The sequence below is a fragment of the Streptomyces pseudovenezuelae genome (assembly GCF_029892565.1).
In the GTDB taxonomy this organism is placed as follows: Bacteria; Actinomycetota; Actinomycetes; order Streptomycetales; family Streptomycetaceae; genus Streptomyces; species Streptomyces pseudovenezuelae_A.
In genome coordinates this window covers 144,287-166,611 of sequence record NZ_JARXVH010000014.1, presented here as the reverse complement: position 1 = coordinate 166,611, position 22,325 = coordinate 144,287, and the positions used below count along the sequence as shown (strand labels likewise).

General features: G+C 70.2%; 19 protein-coding genes. 8 read left to right on the top strand and 11 right to left on the bottom strand.

All coding sequences use genetic code 11. The annotated features are described in order from the left end of the window. Positions 1 to 20: 20 nt before the first annotated feature. Entirely contained in the window at positions 21 to 950 is a 930-nt protein-coding gene (locus M2283_RS36275; RefSeq protein WP_280880735.1) for an amino acid ABC transporter permease, read from the bottom strand. A gap of 32 nt (positions 951 to 982) precedes the next feature. Next, positions 983 to 1,942, bottom strand: a complete 960-nt coding sequence (locus M2283_RS36270; protein WP_280880734.1) for an ABC transporter substrate-binding protein — start codon at positions 1,940 to 1,942, stop codon at positions 983 to 985. A gap of 597 nt (positions 1,943 to 2,539) precedes the next feature. Here M2283_RS36270 and M2283_RS36265 point away from each other — a divergent pair. The 5 genes from M2283_RS36265 (at position 2,540) to M2283_RS36245 (ending at position 6,640) form a co-directional block, all read left to right on the top strand. Then, positions 2,540 to 3,772, top strand: a complete 1,233-nt coding sequence (locus M2283_RS36265; RefSeq protein ID WP_280880733.1) for an NAD(P)-dependent malic enzyme — start codon at positions 2,540 to 2,542, stop codon at positions 3,770 to 3,772. Between the two features lie 174 nt (positions 3,773 to 3,946). After that, positions 3,947 to 4,912, top strand: coding sequence for a zinc-binding dehydrogenase (locus M2283_RS36260; RefSeq protein ID WP_280880732.1), 966 nt, complete (start codon positions 3,947 to 3,949; stop codon positions 4,910 to 4,912). 129 nt (positions 4,913 to 5,041) lie between these two features. Further along, positions 5,042 to 5,251 (top strand): helix-turn-helix domain-containing protein, encoded by a 210-nt coding sequence (locus M2283_RS36255; protein WP_123997798.1) that lies wholly within the window; start codon positions 5,042 to 5,044, stop codon positions 5,249 to 5,251. Continuing rightward, positions 5,251 to 5,820 (top strand): Clp protease N-terminal domain-containing protein, encoded by a 570-nt coding sequence (locus M2283_RS36250; protein WP_280880731.1) that lies wholly within the window; start codon positions 5,251 to 5,253, stop codon positions 5,818 to 5,820. Before M2283_RS36255 ends, M2283_RS36250 begins: the two co-directional genes overlap by 1 nt. Positions 5,821 to 5,968: 148 nt before the next feature. Continuing rightward, a complete protein-coding gene (locus tag M2283_RS36245; RefSeq protein ID WP_280880730.1) occupies positions 5,969 to 6,640 on the top strand; it encodes a hypothetical protein in 672 nt (223 codons plus the stop codon). 51 nt (positions 6,641 to 6,691) lie between these two features. Here the strand turns inward: M2283_RS36245 and M2283_RS36240 are convergent, their stop codons facing one another. Continuing rightward, positions 6,692 to 7,789: a PadR family transcriptional regulator gene (locus tag M2283_RS36240; RefSeq protein ID WP_280880729.1), complete on the bottom strand. Its 1,098-nt coding sequence runs from the start codon at positions 7,787 to 7,789 to the stop codon at positions 6,692 to 6,694. A gap of 1 nt (position 7,790) precedes the next feature. Then, a complete protein-coding gene (locus tag M2283_RS36235; protein ID WP_280880728.1) occupies positions 7,791 to 8,888 on the bottom strand; it encodes a DUF4097 family beta strand repeat-containing protein in 1,098 nt (365 codons plus the stop codon). A 167-nt stretch (positions 8,889 to 9,055) separates the two neighbouring features. Between M2283_RS36235 and M2283_RS36230 the strand changes: the two genes are divergently transcribed. Continuing rightward, a complete protein-coding gene (locus tag M2283_RS36230) occupies positions 9,056 to 9,901 on the top strand; it encodes a hypothetical protein (RefSeq protein WP_280880727.1) in 846 nt (281 codons plus the stop codon). Positions 9,902 to 9,943: 42 nt separating this feature from the next. Here the strand turns inward: M2283_RS36230 and M2283_RS36225 are convergent, their stop codons facing one another. From M2283_RS36225 to M2283_RS36205, 5 genes are all read right to left on the bottom strand, one after another. Beyond that, positions 9,944 to 10,126, bottom strand: coding sequence for a DUF6104 family protein (locus M2283_RS36225; protein WP_019058231.1), 183 nt, complete (start codon positions 10,124 to 10,126; stop codon positions 9,944 to 9,946). An 86-nt stretch (positions 10,127 to 10,212) separates the two neighbouring features. Further along, positions 10,213 to 14,007 carry a multifunctional oxoglutarate decarboxylase/oxoglutarate dehydrogenase thiamine pyrophosphate-binding subunit/dihydrolipoyllysine-residue succinyltransferase subunit gene (locus M2283_RS36220; protein WP_280880726.1) on the bottom strand — a complete coding sequence of 1,265 codons (3,795 nt, stop codon included), beginning with the start codon at positions 14,005 to 14,007 and terminating at the stop codon, positions 10,213 to 10,215. 291 nt (positions 14,008 to 14,298) lie between these two features. Continuing rightward, complete coding sequence (locus tag M2283_RS36215) at positions 14,299 to 15,411, bottom strand: HAMP domain-containing sensor histidine kinase (RefSeq protein WP_123997790.1); 1,113 nt, start codon at positions 15,409 to 15,411, stop codon at positions 14,299 to 14,301. Next, the gene (locus M2283_RS36210; RefSeq protein WP_280880725.1) at positions 15,408 to 16,145 is read right to left on the bottom strand and encodes a response regulator transcription factor; all 738 of its coding nucleotides are present in this window, start codon (positions 16,143 to 16,145) and stop codon (positions 15,408 to 15,410) included. Before M2283_RS36210 ends, M2283_RS36215 begins: the two co-directional genes overlap by 4 nt. A gap of 131 nt (positions 16,146 to 16,276) precedes the next feature. After that, entirely contained in the window at positions 16,277 to 16,954 is a 678-nt protein-coding gene (locus M2283_RS36205; protein ID WP_280880724.1) for a spermidine synthase, read from the bottom strand. A gap of 180 nt (positions 16,955 to 17,134) precedes the next feature. Between M2283_RS36205 and M2283_RS36200 the strand changes: the two genes are divergently transcribed. Next, the gene (locus tag M2283_RS36200) at positions 17,135 to 17,959 is read left to right on the top strand and encodes a rhomboid-like protein (protein WP_280880723.1); all 825 of its coding nucleotides are present in this window, start codon (positions 17,135 to 17,137) and stop codon (positions 17,957 to 17,959) included. A gap of 21 nt (positions 17,960 to 17,980) precedes the next feature. Here the strand turns inward: M2283_RS36200 and M2283_RS36195 are convergent, their stop codons facing one another. Then, positions 17,981 to 18,622 carry a GNAT family N-acetyltransferase gene (locus M2283_RS36195; RefSeq protein ID WP_280880722.1) on the bottom strand — a complete coding sequence of 214 codons (642 nt, stop codon included), beginning with the start codon at positions 18,620 to 18,622 and terminating at the stop codon, positions 17,981 to 17,983. Between the two features lie 271 nt (positions 18,623 to 18,893). On the opposite strand from M2283_RS36195, the gene lon reads away from it, so the two are divergent. After that, positions 18,894 to 21,314 (top strand): endopeptidase La, encoded by a 2,421-nt coding sequence (gene lon, locus M2283_RS36190; RefSeq protein ID WP_280880721.1) that lies wholly within the window; start codon positions 18,894 to 18,896, stop codon positions 21,312 to 21,314. Between the two features lie 121 nt (positions 21,315 to 21,435). On the opposite strand, the gene M2283_RS36185 is transcribed toward lon, so the two are convergent. Then, positions 21,436 to 22,254: a lysozyme gene (locus tag M2283_RS36185; RefSeq protein WP_280880720.1), complete on the bottom strand. Its 819-nt coding sequence runs from the start codon at positions 22,252 to 22,254 to the stop codon at positions 21,436 to 21,438. Positions 22,255 to 22,325 lie beyond the last annotated feature (71 nt).

The following is a 22,325-nucleotide window of genomic DNA, read 5'->3' as shown; positions in this document are numbered from 1 at the left end:
GCCCTGTTGTCGCTCATCGGTCAGCGCCTCCAGCTCGCGAGGGAGAGCATGTTCGCCCTGATCTTCTGGAACGGCGTGTCCGGCAGGCTGCGGCTGGAGCCGCGGGCGTAGTACCGCTCGATGTAGTACTGCCCCACGCTCAGCACCGAGGTGAGGATCAGGTACCAGGCGGCGGCCAGGAACAGCATCTCCACCGGGGCGCCGGAGGTCTGGCCGATGTCCTGGGCATAGCGCAGGAGTTCGTAGAACTGCACCGCCGAGACCAGCGAGGTGGTCTTCAGCATGTTGATGACCTCGTTGCCCGTGGGCGGCACGATCACGCGCATCGCCTGCGGGATGACGATCCGGCGCAGGGTCTTGCCGTGGCTCATGCCCAGGGCGTGCGAGGCCTCGGTCTGGCCCTCGTCGACCGAGAGCAGACCGGCCCGGCAGATCTCCGCCATGTACGCGGCCTCGTTGAGGCCGAGGCCGAGCAGCGCCGTCAGGAGCGGCGTCATGAAGTCCGACCAGTAGTTCTTGTAGATCGGGCCGAGGTTGATGTACTCGAAGACCAGACCCAGGTTGAACCAGACGAACAGCTGGACCAGGACCGGGGTGCCCCGGAAGAACCAGATGTAGAACCAGGCGATGGACGAGGTCACGGGGTTCTTCGACAGCCGCATGACGGCGAGCAGGATGCCGCCGACGATGCCGATCACCATCGACAGCACCGTCAGGAGCATCGTCTGGCCGACGCCCTTGATGATGCGGTGGTCGAAGAAGTAGTCCGGAACGGCGTTCCAGTTGATCTTGCCCTGGCCGAACGCGTAGATGATCGCGACCAGGAGGGCGATCGCGATGACGGCGGAGACGTACCGCCCGTAGTGCCGGACCGGGACGGCCTTGATGGCCTCCGGTCCGGCCGGGGGAGTGTCCTGCGGCCCCGTCGTCTTGTCGATGTCAGCAGTCACTCGGGATGCCTCTCAGTGTCCGCGGGCCGCGGTCACTTGCCGCCGTTGACGGCGGCAGCCGTGACCGCGCCGTCGGCGACGCCCCACTTCTTGATGATCTTGTCGTACTCGCCGTTCTTGATGATCGCGTCGAGCGCGGCCTGCAGGGCGTCCCGCAGCTGCGTGCTGTCCTTGGCGACCGCGATGCCGTACGGGGCGGCCTCGACCTGCTCGCCGACGATCTCGAAGTCCTTGCCGCCGCCGGAGGTCTTCACGGCGTACGCGGTGACCGGGAAGTCGGAGGAGCCGGCCTGGGCGCCGCCCGAACGGACCCGGGTCTGCGCCTGCTGGTCGTTGTCGAAGGGTTCGATCGCCAGCTTCTTGCCGCTCGGACACTTCTTGGCCTCGGCCTTGGCGAGGTCCTCGGAGACCGTGCCGCGCTGCACCGCGATCTTCTTGCCGCACAGGTCGGCCCAGGTCTTGATGCCCTGGTCGTCGCCCTTCTTGGTGTAGATCGAGACGCCGGCGGTGAAGTAGTCGACGAAGTCGACGCCCTCGCCGACCTTCTTGCCGGTCTCGGAGTCGACACCGTCCTGGCGGTCCTTGGTGTCGGTCATCGCGGACATGGCGATGTCGTAGCGCTTGGAGCGCAGACCCGTGATCAGGGTGTCGAAGGTGCCGTTCTCGAACTCGAACTTCACGCCGAGCTGCTTGCCCATGGCGTCCGCGAGGTCCGGGTCGATGCCGACCGTCTTGCCGGAGTCGTCCTTGAACTCGACCGGGGCGTAGGCGATGTCGGAGCCGACCTTGACGACCCCCTTGTCGCGGATCGCCTGGGGGAGCTTGTCGGCCAGCGGGGCCGAGCTGGCGGACGCGCTGCTGTCCGAGGAGTCCTTGTCCTTGGTCTGGTCGCCGCAACCGGCGAGCAGCAGAGTGCCTGCGACCGCGATCGCACCCACTGCGGCCAGGCGGTGGTGCGCGGCGGTGGTACGAAGGGTGGAGCGTGCGGTCATCTTGGGTTCCTCCGGCGGATGGGTGGATTTGCCGACAGCTCGACAGTGCCGTTGGGTCGACGAGAACACACAGCTTCGGGTGTCGCGACCTTGTGTGATTACGGCATCTTGCCATTCGGACTGAGCCGTTCAAGGTGCCAGCCATGTCAAAATCGGATAACGGGTGACCCCCGAACCGCACCGGTTCGGTACGACATGTCCGGACCATCTGCGGGAATCCACTGTTCCGGCCGGAAGATCTTCGGCGCATCCCAGGATGCGGACCGGTGTCCCGAGGCGTTGATCACTGTTTTAGCGCCGGTCAGGGGCTTGCCGAGGACGTGTCCCCTTATTTCGTGACGATTCTTGTCACCAAGACGTGACCTTCGCAGCTCGCGATGTGACCTTGCTCCGAATGGACTCGTCCTCGGCGCGGGACGTCCGGTAAGAAGGTGCTTTACACCCCTCATCCGGGGCTCCGGGCGCGTGTGCGACGCGCCTGTCGCGTATGACCCGTACGCATCAATCGAGTCAATCGAGCGGGCATGCGCGGTCCCGCCCACTTCTCACCAGAAGTGGCCCACCCTCAACCATTGAACACTTAAGGGGTAAAACAAAGTGGCAGCGGAGATCGTCAATCCTCGCAGCGACAACAAGCCGGGACATACCGACCAGGACGGCGGGGCCGAGCCCCTCGATTCCTTCGACCCGGCGTTCGCGCTCCACCGTGGCGGCAAGATGGCCGTGCAGGCCACCGTGCCGGTCCGTGACAAGGACGACCTGTCCCTGGCGTACACGCCCGGCGTCGCGCGCGTGTGCACCGCGATCGCCGAGCAGCCGGAGCTGGTCCACGACTACACGTGGAAGTCGTCCGTGGTGGCCGTGGTCACCGACGGCACGGCGGTGCTCGGGCTCGGCGACATCGGCCCGGAGGCCTCCCTCCCGGTGATGGAGGGCAAGGCCATCCTGTTCAAGCAGTTCGGCGGCGTGGACGCGGTGCCGATCGCGCTGGCCTGCACCGGCGTCGACGAGATCGTCGAGACCGTGGTGCGCCTCGCCCCGTCCTTCGGCGGCGTGAACCTGGAGGACATCTCGGCGCCCCGGTGCTTCGAGATCGAGCGCAAGCTCCAGGAACGGCTCGACATCCCGGTCTTCCACGACGACCAGCACGGCACGGCGGTCGTCACGCTGGCCGCCCTGCGCAACGCGGCGCGGCTGAGCGGGCGGTCCATCGCGGACCTGCGGGCCGTCATCTCGGGCGCCGGCGCGGCCGGGGTCGCCATCGCCAGGATGCTGGTCGAGGCCGGCATCGGCGAGGTCGCCGTCGCGGACCGCAAGGGCATCGTCTCGGCCGACCGCGACGACCTGACCTCCGTCAAGCGCGACGTGGCCGGCTTCACCAACAAGGCGGGCCTGACGGGCTCCCTGGAGGACGCCCTGTCCGGCGCCGACGTCTTCATCGGCGTCAGCGGCGGTACGGTCCCGGAGGCGGCCGTCGCCTCCATGGCCGAGGGCGCGTTCGTGTTCGCCATGGCCAACCCGGACCCCGAGGTGCACCCCGACGTCGCGCACAAGTACGCGGCGGTCGTGGCGACGGGTAGGTCCGACTTCCCGAACCAGATCAACAACGTGCTGGCGTTCCCGGGCATCTTCGCCGGCGCGCTGCAGGTGCGGGCGTCTCGGATCACGGAGGGCATGAAGATCGCGGCGGCGGAGGCGTTGGCCGGTGTTGTCGGGGACGACCTCGCCGCGGACTACGTCATCCCGTCGCCGTTCGACGAGCGGGTTGCCCCGGCGGTTACGTCGGCGGTGGCTGCGGCTGCTCGGGCCGAGGGCGTGGCCCGCCGCTGACGGTTCGATTGTGCGGGCCGGTGGGGGTGCACGTCCTGGGGGCTGCGCCCCCAGACCCCCCATCGGCCTGCGGCCTCGTCCTCAAACGCCGGACGGGCTGAAAGACGCAAGAGGGCGTGTGTCACAGCGCCCGCTTGTTCCCCCGCGCAACCGGCGGAGCCTATCGTCAGCGCCATGTTCGCCGTCTACGCATCCCGAATCGACCGCGACCAACCGTTCGCCGGACTGGAGCTGGGGGACCGACCCGCCCCCGAGGCCCGTCCCGGCTGGAGCACCGTCGATGTCAGGGCCGCCTCCCTCAACCACCACGACCTCTGGTCGCTTCGGGGCGTCGGCCTCCCGGAGGACCGGCTGCCGATGATCCTCGGGTGCGACGCCGCCGGTGTCGACGAGGACGGCAACGAGGTCGTCCTGCACTCCGTGATCGGCCAGAGCGGGCACGGCGTCGGCCCGAAGGAACCCCGCTCCATCCTCACCGAGCGCTACCAGGGCACCTTCGCCGAGCAGGTCGCCGTCCCGACCTGGAACATCCTGCCCAAGCCCAAGGAACTCTCCTTCGCGGAGGCCGCCTGTCTGCCCACGGCCTGGCTCACGGCGTACCGCATGCTCTTCACCAACGCCGGTGTCCGTCCCGGCGACTCGGTCCTCGTCCAGGGCGCCGGCGGTGGCGTCGCGACCGCCGCGATCGTGCTCGGCAGGGCCGCGGGGCTGCGGGTCTTCGCCACCAGCCGGGACGAGGCCAAGCGGAAGCGGGCGGTGGAACTCGGCGCCGTCGAGGCGGTGGAGTCGGGGGCTCGGCTGCCGCAGCGCGTGGACGCCGTCATCGAGACGGTCGGCGCGGCCACCTGGTCCCACTCGATCAAGTCCCTGCGGCCCGGCGGCACGGTCGTCATCTCCGGCGCGACGAGCGGCGACCGCCCCTCGCACGCCGAACTCACCCGCATCTTCTTCCTCGAACTCAAGGTCGTCGGCTCCACGATGGGCACCAAGGACGAACTGGAGGACCTGCTCTCCTTCTGCGCCACCACCGGCGTACGTCCCGTCATCGACGAGATCCTCCCGATGGACCGCGCCCGCGAGGGCTTCGAACGCCTGGAGTCGGGCGACCAGTTCGGAAAGATCGTCCTCACGAACGGCTGATCCTGCGCGTCCTTCTCTTCGCTCCCTTCCTTTCCGTACCGACGGCCGACCCGTGGTTCACGACGGGTCGGCCGTCGGCATTTGTCAACTGTGGTTGACATGCGGGCGATGTCAACGTAAGTTGACACCATGACCGAAGCAACGGATCTCGCCGAGCGTGCGGGCGATCGCGATCCACGGGTCGGCCTACGGGCCGTCAGTGCCCTGCGCCGGCTGCTGGAGCAGTTGGAGGCGGTGCAGGTGCGCAACGCCCGTAACCAGGGCTGGTCGTGGCAGGAGATCGCCGCGGAACTCGGAGTGAGCAGGCAGGCCGTGCACAAGAAGTACGGGAGGCATTGATGTTCGAGCGGTTCACCAAGAACGCCCGCGCGGCGGTCCAGGGCGCGGTGGAGCAGGCGGAACGGTCGGGGGCGCGGTCCGTCGACGCCGAGCACATACTGCTGGCGCTGCTGGACCGCGAGGGCAGCCGCGCGTCCTTCGCACTGGCCGCGCTAGGGGTGGCCAGCGCCGAGCGCAAGGAGTCCCTGCGCTTGGCCCTGGCCGAGGCGCGACGCCGTGCCGGGTTGTCCCAGGCGGAGGCCGAGGCCCTCGCCGGACTGGGCATCGACGTCTCGGAGATCATCGCCCGGGTCGAGGAGGTCCACGGCGTCGGCGCGATGTCCGGCGACCGCAAGGGCGGCAGCCGCGGACTGGGGCGCCGCCCCTTCGAACGAGGAGCCAAAGAGGTCCTCGTGCGAGCGCTGCGCACCACCTTGGCCCACGGCGACCGACACGTCGGCGACGAACACCTCCTACTGGCCCTCACCCTCCTGCCGGGCGTACCGGCCGAGGCCCTCGCCGACCACGGCGTGACCCACGAGTCGCTGTCGCGGGTGCTGTACGGGGAGGGTGAGGCGAAGGCCGGCTGATCCTGCGCGGCGCCGGGCAGCGGCGGCCTGGGTTCGGCGGCGGCTTGGGCTCGGGGGACAGGGGGCTCAGATGTGGCCGTGGGGATGCCAGGGGTGGGTCCTAGGGTGGGGCCTGCCGAGGATGACCTGGTCCGTCGAAGGAGCGCCCATGTCCGTGTCCGACCCGGTGCCCGAGCCCGCGCCGCTCGTCTTCGTCCCAGCGGACGGGGCCGTGCGGGACGCGGTCACCAAGGTGGGTGGGCAACCGGTCTGGCTGGGGGAGCCGCAGTGGCCGCTGTCCCGTGGGACCGGTCAACCGATGGAGTTCCTGGGGCAGTTCGCCGTGGCGGGAGGTCGGCTCGCGTATCTCTTCATGACGGGGGACGGCCACGACTCCGTCGACGGCACCTTCGACCCGGAGGGCGGGGAGAACGCCCTCGTGGTCCAACCCGACGGCCGCGTCCCCGACTTCGTGACCGTCGAGCACCGGGCGGAGGGGCCGAGCGCGGGCGCCGACCATCTGCCGGGCGCAGCCGATACCGAGGGCGACGGCGGTGACGGCACCGGGGGAGAGAGGACCGAAGGAGAGGGGGCCGAAGGGGAGGGGGGCGAAGGGGAGGGCGACGGAGAGAGCCGTCGGCCCTGGCAGTACCTCGGCGGGCCCGGGGTCGAACCGCACTGGCTCCAGGGCGAGGAGCCTCCCGGCGACGGCTGGTCCCTGGTCGTCCAGCTGGACTCCGGCAAGCTTCCCTTCGACGTCGACTTCGGCGACTCGGGCGTCGGTTACGCCTTCCTCTCACCGGACGCCAAGGAGGGCCGCTTCCTCTGGCAGTGCATGTGAGCGTCCGTCCGGCGCTGGGCGCACTGGGCGGTGCGCCTGACGCCGTCCCGCTCAGGCCTTCGGCATACGCAGTATCACTCCGATGTGCGCCGCCGCCGTCGACAGATGGCGGCGGGCGTCGCGCAGTTGGTCGTCCGTGACCCCGTGATCCCGGGCCGCGTCGCGGATGGCGTCCCGGAAGCGGTCGAGCAACCGGTCGAGGTCCCGGGCCGCGTCACCGGTCGTCGTGTCGTCGTGCGCCCAGCTCGGCTCGAACTCGGCCGGGAAGTCCTCCGGCGTCTGCGAGTAGTCGGGCTGCGTGTCCGACGTACCGGCACCCGAACCCGTACCGGTGCCCGCTCCCGCGCCGCCCCGCCCGAACCCGAAGTCCTTCCCGACCTCCTTGCCGAAGTCCTTCCCGAACTCGCCGAACTCCTTGGCCAGTTCGGTCAGCCCCTCCCGCACCCCAGTCGGCCAGTCGCCCCGCGAGAAGTGGTCCTGCACCTGCTCCTGCACCCGCTTGCCGATGCGCTGCAGCTCCTCCTGCGCCTGGGCCCGGGCCCGCTCCTGCGCCTCCTTGGCCTGGCGCCGGGCCCGCTGGGCCTCCTCGCGGGCCCGCCTGCTCTCGTCCTTGGCCCGCCGGGCCTGTTCCTTCCACTCCTGCTTGACCCGCCGCATCTCCTCCTTGGCGACGCGCCAGGACTCCTTGTCGGTGAAGTCACCGAAGTCGCCCGCGGGACCGGCGTGTTCGCCGTCGCCCCGGCTCTTGGCGCCGGCACCGCTGCGGGCCTCGCTCGCCGCGGCCCGCATCTCGCGCCGCAGGTCGCCCGCCGCGCCGCGCACATCGGCACGGATCTCGGCGGCGAGCTCGGCGACGGACTCGCGGATCTCCAGCTCCAGGTCGGCCAGTTCACCACTGCGGTCGGCGAGTTCGGCGCGGCCGGCGTCCGTGATGGCGTACACCTTGCGGCCGCCCTCGGTGGTGTGCGTGACCAGGCCCTCCGCCTCCAGCTTGGAGAGACGGGGGTAGACGGTGCCGGCCGACGGCGCGTACAGCCCCTGGAACCGTTCTTCGAGGAGACGGATCACCTCGTAGCCGTGGCGCGGGGCCTCGTCCAACAGCTTGAGCAGGTAGAGGCGCAGGCGGCCGTGGGCGAAGACGGGGGGCATGTCAGAGCACCTTCTTGTCGGTCGTACCGTCGGTCGGGGCGTCACTCGTGCCGTCGCCCGGGCCGGAAACGGAATTGTCCCCCGAGTCGCTGTCATGCTCGTCCGCCGGTGTCGCGTCCTTGGCCGGCGGATCGGCATCCTCGGCGGCCGTGGCGGTGTCCTTGGTGGACGGGTCGGCGTCCGAGACCGCATCCCCAGACTCCGGCCGGACATCCTCCGGCGTCGAGTCCCAGGGCCCGTCATCGAGCCCGTCTCCGAGCCCGTCCTCAGACCCGTCCTCTGGCCCGTCCTCCACCGCAGGCCGGCGCAGCAGGGCGATGGAACCCGAGACGGTGGTCGCCTTCAAGCGGCCGCTGCCCGAGCCGAGTCGGCCGGTGATCCGCTTGGCGCCCCACTGGCCGCTCACCCGCAGGTCCTCGAAGGCGTTGGAGACCGTGCCGCTCGCGGTGTTGGCCTCCACCTCCGCGTCCGCCGGATGCGGCAGCCGGATGGCGATCTCGCCCGAGACGCTCGTCAGGCTGACGTCGGTCGGACGGCCGGCCGGGTCGAGGTCGACGATCATCGAGCCGCTCACGGAGTCGGCCTTGACGGAGGAGCCCGCGCCCTCGACCACGGTCAGGTCGCCGGAGACTGAGTTGAAGCGGAGGTCGCCGCTGAGGGCCTGCGCCTCCACGTTCCCCGAGACGGTGTCCGCGCGGACCGGGCCGGTGAGGCGTACCAGCGTGGTGTCGCCGGTGACCCCCTTCACCTCCGCGCGTCCGTCGAGCCCGGAGACCACGGCCGCCGCGCCGACCACGCCCACCTCGACGCGCGTGTCCGCCGGAACGGCGAGGGAGACGACGGCGGAGCGCCGCCACCCCTTCCGGTCGAGCCACTTGAGGAAGCCCTTCCAGGGCAGGTCCTCGTAGGCGACCGTGAGGGTGCCGTCCCGCTGGGTCACTGTCAGGGGAGGTCCCTCGATCCGGGAGACCTCAAGGCGGGCGGAACCTTCTTCGGTGCCCACCACGTTCACCGTTCCGTTGACGACGCGCACGTGCAGCTCCCGCACGGGCTCGTCGAACGTGAGCTTCCTCGGCTCTGCGACGGACCACTCGGACATGTTCCAGACCTCCCCGTCCTGACGCGCCATATCGCGTCTTCCGCTATTCACGATATATCGCGGTCGGGGAAAGTCAAGGCACTCGTTCGGGGGACCTGGATCCCCTGCTGCCCCCTCGGAATGGCCCCGAAGTGACCAAACAAGACAAATCGCCCTAGCGTGTGACCATGCCGACGGAAGCCTCCCGAAACGCTCCCGGCTCCGCCCCAGCCCCCGGAGCCCTGCTGCTCTGCCGTGCGGAGCCCGAGTCCGTCGCCCCCGTCGCCCTGCTGCTGCGCGAGCGGATGCTGCTCACCGGCGCCGGCGAGGACTGGAGCGTCCTGGTCCCCGAGGGCACGCCCTGGCTGGACGGCGGCGAACCGGTCGACCGCGTCCTCACCGGCTGGGCCACCGCCCTCGCCGTCGGCGCCCCCTGGCCCGTACTCGCCCTGTGGTGGGACGCCGACCGCGCCGGCTACACACTCGCCTCCGGCTTCCGCCGCCCGGTCGGCTACGTCTGGCTCGCGAACGGCACCCCGGCAGGCGAGGACGAGGCGATGCGCACCTTCGCCGCCCGCCTGGGCCTGGACCCGGTCCTGGACGTCCAGTCCCTCGACGAACTCACGAAACCCGACCCGTCCGCCGACGCCCGCACCCGCCTACGCGGTTTCCTGGCCGTCCTCACACGCGCGGGAGTCACCCTCCCCGCCGGCCTCACCCCCGGCGATCCGGCCGACCGCCTCCACGAGACCGCCCGCATCCACCCGGACACCCGCCCCGTCGAATGGCAGGGCCGGCGAGCAGCCGTCCGCACGGAGCTCGACGCGGTCGACACCACCCCCCTCGCCCCCTGGCTGCCTCACTCAGGCACCCCACGGTCCCGCGCCCTGGCCCTCGCTCAGGTGGCCGTAGGACTCCCGCTGACGGCCTGGGGCGTGCGGCGGCGCAGTGGCGGCTGGATCGCGGCGGGGGCGCTGCTGCTGGCGCACGGGGCGCTGGGGCTGGCGTACGACGTGGTGCGGCCGCGCGACTGAAACGCGGAAGGCGCCCTCAAGAGGCGCCCTCGGGACGAACCGCTACTCGTCGTCCTCGTCGTCGTCCAACCGGGCCAGCCATGTCGCCAGCCGCTCCACCGGCACCTCGAAGTCCGGGTTCAGATCGACGAACGTCCGCAGCTGCTCGGCGAGCCACTCGAAGGTGACTTCCTCCTCGCCGCGCCGCTTCTCCAGTTCTTCGATGCCACGGTCCGTGAAGTACATGGGTCAAGGATAGGTGCGCAGAAACGGCCGGGCCGCACCCCCGGAATGAGGGTGCGGCCCGGCCGCGCGTGACCAGTGGGTGGGGCTTACGCCTCGAACACCTCACGCACCAACTGCTCCTGCTCCGACTGGTGCCGCTTCGCGGACCCGACCGCCGGCGACGACCCGTGCGGGCGGGAGATCCGCCGCAGTCGCTCGCCGTGGGGCACGTCCGCGCCGACCGCCAGGTCCAGGTGGTCGATCAGGTTGAGGGCGATGAACGGCCAGGCGCCCTGGTTCGCCGGCTCTTCCTGGGCCCACAGGTACTTCTCGACGTTCGGGTACTTGTTGACCTCGGCCTGGAGCTCGGCACCCGGCAGCGGGTACAGGCGCTCGACGCGGATGATCGCCACGTCCGTGATGCCGCGCTTGGTGCGCTCGGCCTCCAGGTCGTAGTACAGCTTGCCCGCGACGAAGACGACCTTGCGGACCGCGGCCGGGTCCACCGTCGAGTCGCCGATGACCGGGCGGAACTGACCCGACGTGAACTCGTCCGTCTTCGACGCGGCGGCCTTGAGGCGCAGCATCGACTTCGGGGTGAAGACCACCAGCGGCTTGTGGTGCGGGTTGTGCACCTGCCACCGCAGGAGGTGGAAGTAGTTCGACGGGAGGGTCGGCATCGCGACCGTCATGTTGTTCTGCGCGCACAGCTGGAGGAAGCGCTCGACCCTCGCCGAGGAGTGGTCGGGGCCCTGGCCCTCGTAGCCGTGGGGGAGCAGCAGGGTGACGCCGGACGTCTGGCCCCACTTCTGCTCCGCCGCCGAGATGTACTCGTCGACCACCGTCTGCGCGCCGTTGACGAAGTCGCCGAACTGCGCCTCCCACATCACGAGCGCGTCGGGGCGGGCCAGCGAGTAGCCGTACTCGAAGCCCATGACCGCGTACTCGGACAGCAGGGAGTTGTAGACGTTGTAGCGGGCCTGCTCCTCCGCCAGGTACTGCAGCGGGGTGTACTCCGCGCCCGTCTCACGGTCGATGAGGACCGCGTGCCGCTGGCCGAAGGTGCCGCGCTGCGAGTCCTGGCCGGAGAGGCGGACCGGGGTGCCCTCCAGGAGGAGGGAGCCGACGGCCAGCGTCTCGCCCATGCCCCAGTCGATCGTGCCGTCCTCGACCATCGACGCCCGGCGCTGCAGCTGCGGCAGCAGACGCGGGTGTACGTGGAAGTAGTCCGGGATGTTGACCTGGGACTCGGCGATCCGCTTGACGACCTCCGCGGAGATCGCGGTGTTCACGGCGACCGGGAACTCCGCCTGCGGGTCCGAGATCGGGCCCGCGCTCGGCTGGGCGGTGACGGCCTCGCGGACCTCCGTGAAGACCTTCTCCAGCTGGCCCTGGTAGTCCTGGAGGGCCTGCTCGGCCTCTTCCAGGGTGATGTCGCCGCGACCGATGAGGGACTCGGTGTAGAGCTTGCGCACCGAGCGCTTCTTGTCGATCAGGTCGTACATCAGGGGCTGGGTGAAGGCCGGGTTGTCCGACTCGTTGTGACCGCGGCGGCGGTAGCAGATGAGGTCGATCACCACGTCCTTGTTGAACGCCTGACGGAACTCGAAGGCCAGGCGCGCGACACGCACGACGGCCTCAGGGTCGTCGCCGTTCACGTGGAAGATCGGGGCCTCGATCATGCGGGCCACGTCGGTGGCGTACATGGACGAACGCGAGGACTCCGGGGCGGCGGTGAAGCCGACCTGGTTGTTGATGACGATGTGGACCGTGCCGCCGGTGCGGTAGCCGCGCAGCTGCGACATGTTGAGGGTCTCGGCCACCACGCCCTGGCCCGCGAAGGCCGCGTCACCGTGCAGGGCGACCGGCAGGACCGTGAAGTCCGTACCGCCCTTGTTGATGATGTCCTGCTGGGCGCGGGCGATGCCCTCGATGATCGGGTCGACCGTCTCCAGGTGGGAGGGGTTCGCGGCCAGCGAGACCTTGATCTGCTCGCCGTCCAGGCCCGTGAAGGTGCCGCCCGCGCCCAGGTGGTACTTCACGTCGCCGGAGCCGTGCATCGACTTCGGGTCGAGGTTGCCCTCGAACTCGCGGAAGATCTGCGCGTACGACTTGCCGACGATGTTGGCGAGCACGTTCAGCCGGCCGCGGTGGGCCATGCCGATGACGACCTCGTCCAGGCGGGACTCGGCGGCCGAGTCCAGCACCGCGTCCAGCAGCGGGATGACGGACTCGCCGCCCTCCAGGGAGAAGCGCTTCTGGCCGACGTACTTCGTCTGCAGGAAGGTCTCGAAGGCCTCCGCCGCGTTCAGCCGGCGCAGGATGCGCAGCTGCTCCTCGCGCTCCGGCTTGGTGTGCGAGCGCTCGATGCGGTCCTGGATCCACTTGCGCTGCTTGGGGTCCTGGATGTGCATGAACTCGATGCCGGTGGTGCGGCAGTACGAGTCGCGCAGCACGCCGAGGATGTCGCGCAGCTTCATCAGGGACTTGCCCGCGAAGCCGCCGACCGCGAACTCGCGCTCCAGGTCCCACAGGGTGAGCCCGTGCTCGGTGATGTCCAGGTCGGGGTGCTTGCGCTGGCGGTACTCCAGCGGGTCGGTGTCGGCCATGACGTGGCCGCGGACCCGGTAGGAGTGGATCAGCTCGAAGACGCGCGCGGCCTTGGTGACGTCGTCGTCGTGCGAGGCATCGATGTCCTTGAGCCAGCGGACCGGCTCGTAGGGGATGCGCAGCGCCTCGAAGATCTCGTCGTAGAAGCCGTTCTCGCCGAGGAGGTAGTTGGCGACGACGCGCAGGAACTCGCCGGAGGCGGCGCCCTGGATGACCCGGTGGTCGTAGGTCGACGTGAGCGTCATGACCTTCGCGATGCCGAGCTTGTTCAGGGTGTCCTGGGAGGTGCCCTGGAACTCCGCCGGGTAGTCCATGGAGCCGACGCCCATGATGACCGACTGACCGGGCATCAGACGCGGCACGGAGTGGACCGTGCCGAGGCCGCCCGGGTTGGTCAGGGAGACCGTGACGCCGGTGAAGTCGTCCATCGTCAGCTTGCCGTCGCGGGCGCGGCGGACGATGTCCTCGTAGGCCTGCCAGAACTCGAAGAAGTTCAGCGTCTCGGCCTTCTTGATGCCGGCCACGACGAGCTGGCGGTCGCCGTTGGGCTTCACCAGGTCGATGGCCAGGCCGAAGTTGACGTGCGCGGGCTTGACGAGGGTGGGCTTCCCGTCCTTCTCCGCGTAGTGCCAGTTCATCGACGGCATGGCCTTGATGGCCTGCACCATCGCGTACCCGATGAGGTGGGTGAAGGAGATCTTCCCGCCCCGGGCGCGCTTGAGGTGGTTGTTGATGACGATGCGGTTGTCGAAGAGCAGCTTCACCGGGACCGCGCGCACGGACGTGGCCGTGGGCACCTCGACCGAGGCGTTCATGTTCTTCGCGACGGCGGCGGCGGGGCCGCGCAGCGTCACCAGTTCAGGGGCGTCCGCGGACGCGGCCGCGGGGGCCGCCTGCGCGGCCGGCTTGGCGGCGGCGGGCTTCGCCGGAGCCGGGGCCGCGGCAGGCGCCGGAGCGGCGGCTGCGGGCTTCGGGGCCGCGGCGGCCGGCGCGGGAACCGCAGGCGCGGGCGCGGCGGGTGCCGCCGGAGCGGGAGCCTGATTCGTCGGGGTGGTCGCTGCGGCCCCCGCGGCCGCAGTACCCGCCGGAGCCGTGGCGGCAGCGGCGCCCGGCTTGTAGTCGGCGAAGAAGTCCCACCAGGCTCGGTCTACCGAGTTCGGATCCTGGAGGTACTGCTGATAGATCTCATCGACGAGCCACTCGTTGGGGCCGAACGCCGCAGCGGGGTTCTTGCCCGTTGCTTGGTCGGACTCGGTCGAGATGGTCGAGTTACTGGGGGACTGTGACGACACGGCGGCAACCGCCCTCTTCCGCTTCACAAGGTGATGGACAGCGGAAATAAAGGCTACGCCCCCATGACCGCCAAGGTCAGGCCGGGCCGGTTCATCGTCGCGTAAGTCACACCGGAAATCGCGTTTCGGGCCGTGAATTGGCGGGAAACAAGCGTGGTTCCGCTCTGGATCGGGGAGGCTGGAACACGCCGACGCGGGCCCTGCGCACCGAGCGGGCGGGCCTGTCGCAGATCACATGGGCCCGCCAGCGCGGACGCACCTGGATCTTGAAGTTCCGAGTTGGACTTTACGTCAACTTGGTACGGAAGTCTCTCCCGGAAGGGTGACGAGGATCCGGCAACCCCGCTCGGATTCGGCCACTCCGATCCGGCCGCCGTGCAGATCCACGGCCCAACTGGCGATCGCCAGGCCCAGTCCCGTACCCCCGTCGCTGCCCGGACCCTTCGAGGTGCCCGCGCCGCCCCGGTTGAAGCGCTCGAAGACCCGGTGCCACTCGGAGCGCGGGATGCCCGGACCCTCGTCCAGCACCTCCAGCTCCAGCGACTCCGGCAGCGTCCCGCGCCGCGCCTTCACGACCACCCGGCCGTGCGCCGGGCTGTGCTTGACGGCGTTGTCGATGAGATTCGCCACGACCTGGTGGATGCGCTCCGGGTCCGCGTGCGCGGTCAGCTCCGGAGGCGAGACGTCGAGGTGCAGATGGACGTCGGTACGGGTGTGACTCCCGGAGCCCGACGCGATGCCTGCGCGCGCGGGCACGGCCATGTTGGCCTCCTTGAGGACGCCCGAGAGGTACGGCCACACCTCGAAGCGCCGCTTGCGCAGCGGTACGACGCCGTTGTCCAGGCGGGACAGGTCCAGCAGCGTCTCCACCAGGCGCCCCAGCCGCTCCGTCTGCTTCAGGGCCGTGCGCATGGTCTCGGGGTCGGCGGGCGAGACGCCGTCGACGATGTTCTCCAGGACCGCCCGCAGGCCGGCGATGGGCGTGCGCAGCTCGTGCGAGACGTTCGCCACCAGCTCCTTGCGCTGCCGGTCCTGGGCCTCCAGCTCGTCGGCCATGACGTTGATCGTCTGGGCCAGATCACCGAGCTCGTCGCGCCGGTTCTCGCGCACCCGGCGGGTGTAGTCGCCGTGCGAGATGGACCGGGCGACCGTGTTCATGTCGTCCAGCGGGGCGGTGAGCGAGTGCGCCACGAACTGCGTTATCAGCAGTGTGGCGATCATCGAGAAGACCGTGATGAAGCGGAGCTCCGTCTTGGTGTGCACCGCGATCATCGACAGACCGGTGGTGATCAGCACCGAGATGACGACGAGGCCGCCGAGCTTGGTCTTGATCGAGAACGGGCGTACGCCGCCCCAGGGCTCCTCCCCGGGGCTCCTCCGTGCGGTCGGCCGCCCGTCGCTCATGGCGTCGGTGTCTCCAGCGCGTAGCCCACACCGTGCACCGTGCGGATCCGCTCCGCGCCGATCTTCCGGCGCAGCGCCTTGATGTGGCTGTCGACGGTCCGGGTGCCGGAGGCGTCCGCCCAGTCCCACACCTCGGCCAGCAGCTGCTCACGGGAGAGCACCGCGCGCGGGGTGTTGGCCAGGCAGACCAGCAGGTCGAACTCGGTGGGGGTGAGGTGAACGTCCTCACTGCGCACCCGCACCCGGCGCTGCGCGTGGTCGATCTCCAGCTCGCCCAGGCGCAGGATGCCCGAGCGCGGGGTGGACGCGGCCACCACGGCCCGCTCCACCCGGCGCAGCAGGACGTGCACGCGCGCGGCCAGCTCGCGCATCGAGAACGGCTTGGTCATGTAGTCGTCGGCGCCGACCCCGAGCCCGACCAGCATGTCGGTCTCGTCGTCGCGCGCGGTGAGCATCAGCACCGGCACCGGGCGCTGGGCCTGCACGCGTCGGCAGACCTCCAGGCCGTCGAAGCCGGGCAGCATGATGTCGAGGATCAGCAGGTCGGGCTGCCAGGCCTCGGCCGTGTCGACGGCCGACGGACCGTCGCTCGCGGTCTGCACGACGAATCCTTCGGCGCGCAGGCGGGCCGCGATGGCGTCGACGATCGTCGGGTCGTCCTCGACCACCAGCACCCGGCGCTGTGCGCCCGGGGTCGCCGCCGTGCCGTTGTGCGCGGTGTGTGTCTGCTCCATCGCCCGCCCCTGAGTTGCTTTCCGGAATCCGTGGGGTGATCCGTTAACTGCCCATGCCTGCGCATGCTTGCGATTGACGCTTGAATGATCCGCGCCAAGGCAGCAGAGTACGGGGAGTAACGGTGCCACGGCTATCCAGGTCGGACGGCGAGGTGTACGACGTCCGGAACTCCCCGGGCAACCGGGATCTCTTCGGTACGCACCCGTTGGAACCCGGCATTCCGCAGTGTTCCTTCAAATTCCGGAGAGGGCCGCGCAGACCACACCGCGAGCACCCCTCCAGGCCTCAACACCCGTGCGCAGCCTGCGAGTCCGGCCTCCGAGTAGAGCCCGTCATTGCCCTCCGTGACGGTCCAGCCGGGTCCGTTGTCGATGTCCAGGCACAGCGCGTCATAAGTGGCGCAAGTCTCATTGACGTGGTCCAGCAGATCCGTTTCGGCGATCCGGGTCCGCGGATCGGCGAGCGCCCTGTCCGAAATACCGGACAGCGGCCCGTCGAGATGCCAGTCCACGACCGCGCGCTCCCGCTCCACGACCGTGATCGCGCCCCAGCGCGGGTTCGCTGCCGCGTGTGCGAGCGAGAAGCCGACGCCCAGCCCGCCGATCAGCAGCTCCGGCCGCTCCCGGCCGTCCAGCGCGCCGAGCGCCGCGTCGACCAGCAGCCGCTCCGAACGGCCGTCCGAGGTGTCCATCAGGAAGCACCCGTTGGCGATGATCTGCAGCAGCCCACCGTGCCGACGCAGCACGACCTCGCCGTACGGTCCCTCGCGCCGATCGAGGACCACTGGGCTGTCGCGGATGGCGGTCATCGGCCCATCCTCCACGAACTCGCCCTTACGACCACGGGAATTACCGGTTGCCGACCCGTGGCCGGCGGACGCCCCGGAAGCTTGAGAGGTTGCTGTGAATCGCCTCTCGCGTGGCGGCGGTCATAGACAGCGGCCCCCGGGGCGTCGAAGGCTGGGGTGAAACGGAAGGAGCGCCTCACCGTGGAACCCGCCGCACCGGCCGACGCGAAGCCCTCTGCCCCGCCCCTTCCGGATGCCTCCGGCCTGCTGGACGGCATGCCCCGTCAGCGCGGGCGCTGTGGCGCGGCGACGGTCGAAACGGCACCGGAATCCGTTCCCCGGCCGAAGGCCCTCCGCATCCCCCGCGTCCGGCGCCTGCTCCCCACCCCCACCGGCACACCGTTCACCTTCGGCTACGCGGCCGTCCTCGCCCTCACCTCGCTGCTCGTCGCCGACGCCGCGCCCTCCCTCGTGCACGCCCTCCACCAGGGCACCAGCACCGACGTGGCGCACCTCGTGCGGACGCCGATGCTGGTGCTGCTCACCAGCGCGCTGTGGATCGCGGGCGGGATCACCACGCCGTACGCCGTCCTCTTCCTGCTCGTGCTGACCGCGCTGGAGCGGCGGATAGGCGGGGCGCGTACGGCGGTCGTCTTCCTGCTCGGGCACGTCCTGGCGACCCTCGCGACGGAGGTTCCCGTGGGGGTCGCGGTGCTGGTCGGGCACCTTCCCGACAGTTCGCTGCATCGGATGGACTACGGCATCAGCTTCGGCGTCGCCGCGTGTGTCGGGGCGTTGGCCGGCCTGGTGACGCCGTGGGTGCGGTGGCCGTTGCTGGTGCTGTTCGGCGGAATGCTGATCGAGGACCTGATCGCGTTCACGGATCCGCTGACGAACTGGGGGCACGTGTTCTCGCTCGCCATAGGGGTGGCGATGTGGCCGGTCGTTCGCGGGTGGCGGGTTACTGAGCGCTCCACCGGGCTGCCGCGATCTGTGGTCGGGCGGCTGCCGGCGCGTCGTGGCTGATCGCGCAGTTCCCCGCGCCCCTTAAGCCGTGAACTTGGCGCTTGTCAGGAGTGCGGCGGTGGTCCAGCCGAGGGATTCGTACAGTGCTCGTCCGTCGGGGGTGCCCGCGAGGACGCCGGTCTGGGCGCCTTGTTCGGCCGCCGTCGCCTGAAGGGTGCGTACTACGAGGCCCCCCAGGCCCTTGCGGCGGTGGGCCGGGGCGGTCTCCACCCGGTCCACGACGGCCGTCGCCCCGCTGACACCGACCTGCCCGCGCGCCGCGAGGGCGCCGTCCGGTGCCGTGACCAGTGCCTGGGTGACGGGCCCGCGGGTCCAGGCGCGCAGCCGGTAACCGTCCGGCGCGGCCGGCGGTGCGTCCCGGGTCAGCGGTACCGACATGAGGAACCCGGCCTCCGGGTCGATCCACCACCCCGGCCCCAGCCATCCCCGTACCAACGCAGGATCCGCGAACACCTTCAGCCAGACGCCGTATCCCGTCACGGAGTCCGCCACCTTCCGTACGACGGCCTCCTCGATGTTGTCGCCGGTATCCCCCAGAACCCTCCGCGACACCTGCTCGACCTGCCCCACGTCGACACTCCATCCCCACGGCTCCTCGACGGGCACCGCGGCCCCCCGAGACAGAACCCATCCGTCCACCCAGGCGCGTACGAGGTCGTTCACGATCACCCTCCGGTAAGGCTTGCTAGTAGGCACAGACTATTACGAGCCCAGGCGTCGGCGACACCCCTTCCATGCAGGCGGCACAAATCCAGCCCGTCCGGCGTTTGAGGACAAGACCCCTTCAGGGCCGAAGCGGGGGCCTGGGGGCGGCAGCTCCCAGAAACGCCCAGCTCAACGCCCGTTTGCTCACAGCGAACGCCGACCCGGGAACATCCGCGAAGCGCCACGCATTGAGTCGGCATAGCTCAACTTGAATGCCGAAGGGGAGATCATGGCTTCGACGTCCACACCGCTCACCCTGCCCGTGCTGCCGCTCGACGGCGAGGTCGTGCTGCCCGGCATGGTGGTTCCGCTGGACCTGAACGACACCGATGTACGCGCCGCCGTGGAGGCCGCGCAGGCCGCCGCCCGGAACGAGCCGGGCAAGCCGCGGGTCCTGCTGGTCCCGCGTATCGACGGCACCTACCCGAGCACCGGCGTGCTCGGCACCGTGGAGCAGGTCGGCCGGCTGGCCGACGGCGACCCGGGTGCCCTGATCCGCGCTCGCGACCGGGTACGGATCGGCGCCGGCACCACCGGACCGGGTGCCGCCCTGTGGGTCGAGGGCACCCGGATCGAGGAGACCGTGCCCGAGCCGCTGCCGGGCCACATCACCGAACTTGTCAAGGAGTACAAGGCCCTCGCCACCGCCTGGCTGCGCAAGCGCGCCGCCTGGCAGGTCGTGGACCGCGTGCAGGCCATCGACGACGTGGGCCAGCTCGCCGACAACTCCGGTTACTCGCCGTTCCTCACCACCGACCAGAAGATCGAGCTGCTGGAGACCAGCGACCCGATCGCCCGTCTCAAGCTCGCCACCCAGCAGCTGCGCGACCACCTCGCCGAGCAGGACGTGGCCGAGACGATCGCGAAGGACGTCCAGGAGGGCGTCGACAAGCAGCAGCGCGAGTTCCTGCTCCGCCGCCAGCTGGAGGCGGTCCGCAAGGAGCTGCGCGATCTGAACGGTGAGCAGGAGGGTGAGGAGTCCGACGACTACCGCACCCGCGTGGAGGCCGCCGACCTGCCCGAGAAGGTCCGTGAGGCCGCGCTCAAGGAGGTCGAGAAGCTGGAGCGGTCCAGCGACCAGTCGCCCGAGGGCTCCTGGATCCGCACCTGGCTGGACACGGTCCTCGAACTCCCGTGGAACTCCCGCACCGAGGACGTGTACGACATCAAGGGCGCCAAGGCCGTCCTGGACGCCGAGCACTCCGGCCTGGAGGACGTGAAGGAGCGGATCACCGAGTACCTGGCGGTGCGCAAGCGCCGTACCGACCGCGGCCTGGGCGTCATCGGCGGCCGGCGCGGCGGTGCCGTCCTGGCCCTCGTCGGCCCGCCCGGCGTCGGCAAGACCTCGCTCGGTGAGTCCGTCGCGCACGCCATGGGCCGCAAGTTCGTCCGCGTCGCCCTCGGCGGCGTCCGCGACGAGGCGGAGGTCCGCGGTCACCGGCGTACGTACGTCGGCGCGCTGCCCGGCCGGATCGTCCGTGCGATCAAGGAGGCCGGTTCGATGAACCCGGTCGTCCTGCTGGACGAGATCGACAAGGTCGGCTCGGACTTCCGCGGCGACCCGGCGGCGGCCCTCCTGGAGGTCTTGGACCCGGCGCAGAACCACACCTTCCGCGACCACTACCTGGAGGTCGAGCTCGACCTGAGTGACGTGGTCTTCCTGGCGACGGCCAACGTGCTCGAAGCCATCCCGGAGGCCCTCCTGGACCGGATGGAACTGGTCCGCCTGGACGGCTACACCGAGGACGAGAAGGTCGTCATCGCCCGCGACCACCTGCTCCCGCGCCAGCTGGAGCGGGCCGGTCTGAACACCGACGAGGTGGTCATCGACGAGAGCGCCCTGCGCAAGCTCTCCGGCGAGTACACGCGCGAGGCGGGCGTCCGCACCCTGGAGCGCTCCATCGCACGGCTGCTCCGCAAGGTCGCGGCGCAGCACGAACTCGGCGAGCGGAAGCTGCCGTTCACCGTCACGGACGAGGACCTGCGCGCCCTGATCGGCCGCCCGCACCACGTCCCGGAGTCGGCGCAGGACCCGGCCGAGCGCCGTACGGCGGTCCCGGGTGTCGCCACCGGTCTCGCGGTCACCGGAGCCGGCGGAGACGTCCTGTTCGTCGAGGCGTCCCTCGCCGACCCGGAGACGGGCGCGGCGGGTCTGACCCTCACCGGTCAGCTGGGCGACGTGATGAAGGAGTCGGCGCAGATCGCCCTGTCCTTCCTGCGCTCGCACGGAGCCGAACTGGAACTGCCGGTCGCGGACCTGAAGGACCGCGGCGTCCACATCCACTTCCCGGCGGGCGCGGTCCCCAAGGACGGCCCGAGCGCCGGCGTCACCATGACGACGGCACTGGCGTCGCTCCTGTCCGGACGCCTTGTCCGCACGGACGTGGCCATGACGGGCGAGGTCTCGCTGACCGGCCGGGTGCTCCCGATCGGCGGTGTCAAGCAGAAGCTGCTGGCCGCGCACCGGGCGGGCGTCACCACCGTCATCATCCCCAAGCGCAACGAACCCGACCTGGACGACGTCCCCGCGGAGGTCCTGGACAAGCTCGACGTCCACGCCGTGACCGACGTCCGCCAGGTCCTGGAACTGGCCCTGTCGCCGGCCACCAACGGCGCGGAGACGGAGTCGGAGGTTCCGGTGGCGGCGTGACGGACGCCATCGGATAGGGGAAGGCCCAAGTCCCGTGAGGGAGGCTTGGGCCTTTTTCCTACGCCCTTCTTCGTGCCCTGCGTTCTGTGTCCTGTGGCCTGTGTCCTGTGTCCTGTGTACGTCAGCCGTTGGCGAGCGCCACCACCCGGTCCAGCGCCCCGTTGAACTTGTCGTGGTCGCCGACGATCGGTCCGGACGAGGTGTACTGCCACATCGTGTAGAAGCTCCACCCGGCCGGCAGCGTCCCCGGGTCCGTGGCGTACCGCGCGATCCACAGCGGGTTGGCGGTCGCGAAACCGGCGTAGTTGCCGGTGCACTGGGTCCACCAGCTGGTCGCCGTGTAGATGACGGCGTCGCGGCCCGTGCGGGCCTTGTAGGTGTTCAGGAAGTCGGCGATCCAACTGACCATCGCGCTGGTCGACTTGCCGTAGCAGGCCGCGCCGTAGGGGTTCCACTCGATGTCGAGGACGCCGGGGAGGGTCTTGCCGTCCCGGGACCAGGCGCCGCCGTGGTCGGCGAAGTAGTTGGCCTGGGTGGCGCCGCTGGTGGTGTCGGGGGTGGCGAAGTGGTACGCGCCGCGGATCATGCCGACGTTGTAGGAGCCGTTGTACTGCTGGGCGAAGTACGGGTTGGTGTAGTACGTGCCCTCCGTCGCCTTGCTGTAGGCCCACCTGACCCCGCTGCTCCACAGGGTCGACCAGGCGACGTTGCCCTGGTAGCCGGAGACGTCGACGCCCTCGGTCTGGGTGGCGTCGCCGGGGACGGGCGTACCGGCGCTGCCGTCGTGGGCGAGGACGCCGATGCCCATACGGGCGGAGCCCCGGGCGGGCGTGTCGGCGGCGGAGGCCGGGACGGCGAGGACGAGAGTGAGGGCGGCGAGCAGGAGTCCGGCGAGGAAGAGGTGCCGGGGGCGGACCGATCCGGGTCTGTGCACGGGCATGGCGTGCCTCCGAAGGCTCGGTGGGGGGAGCGGCCTTCGCTGGCGTGGGCATGCCAGTAAAGGTCTGGTAG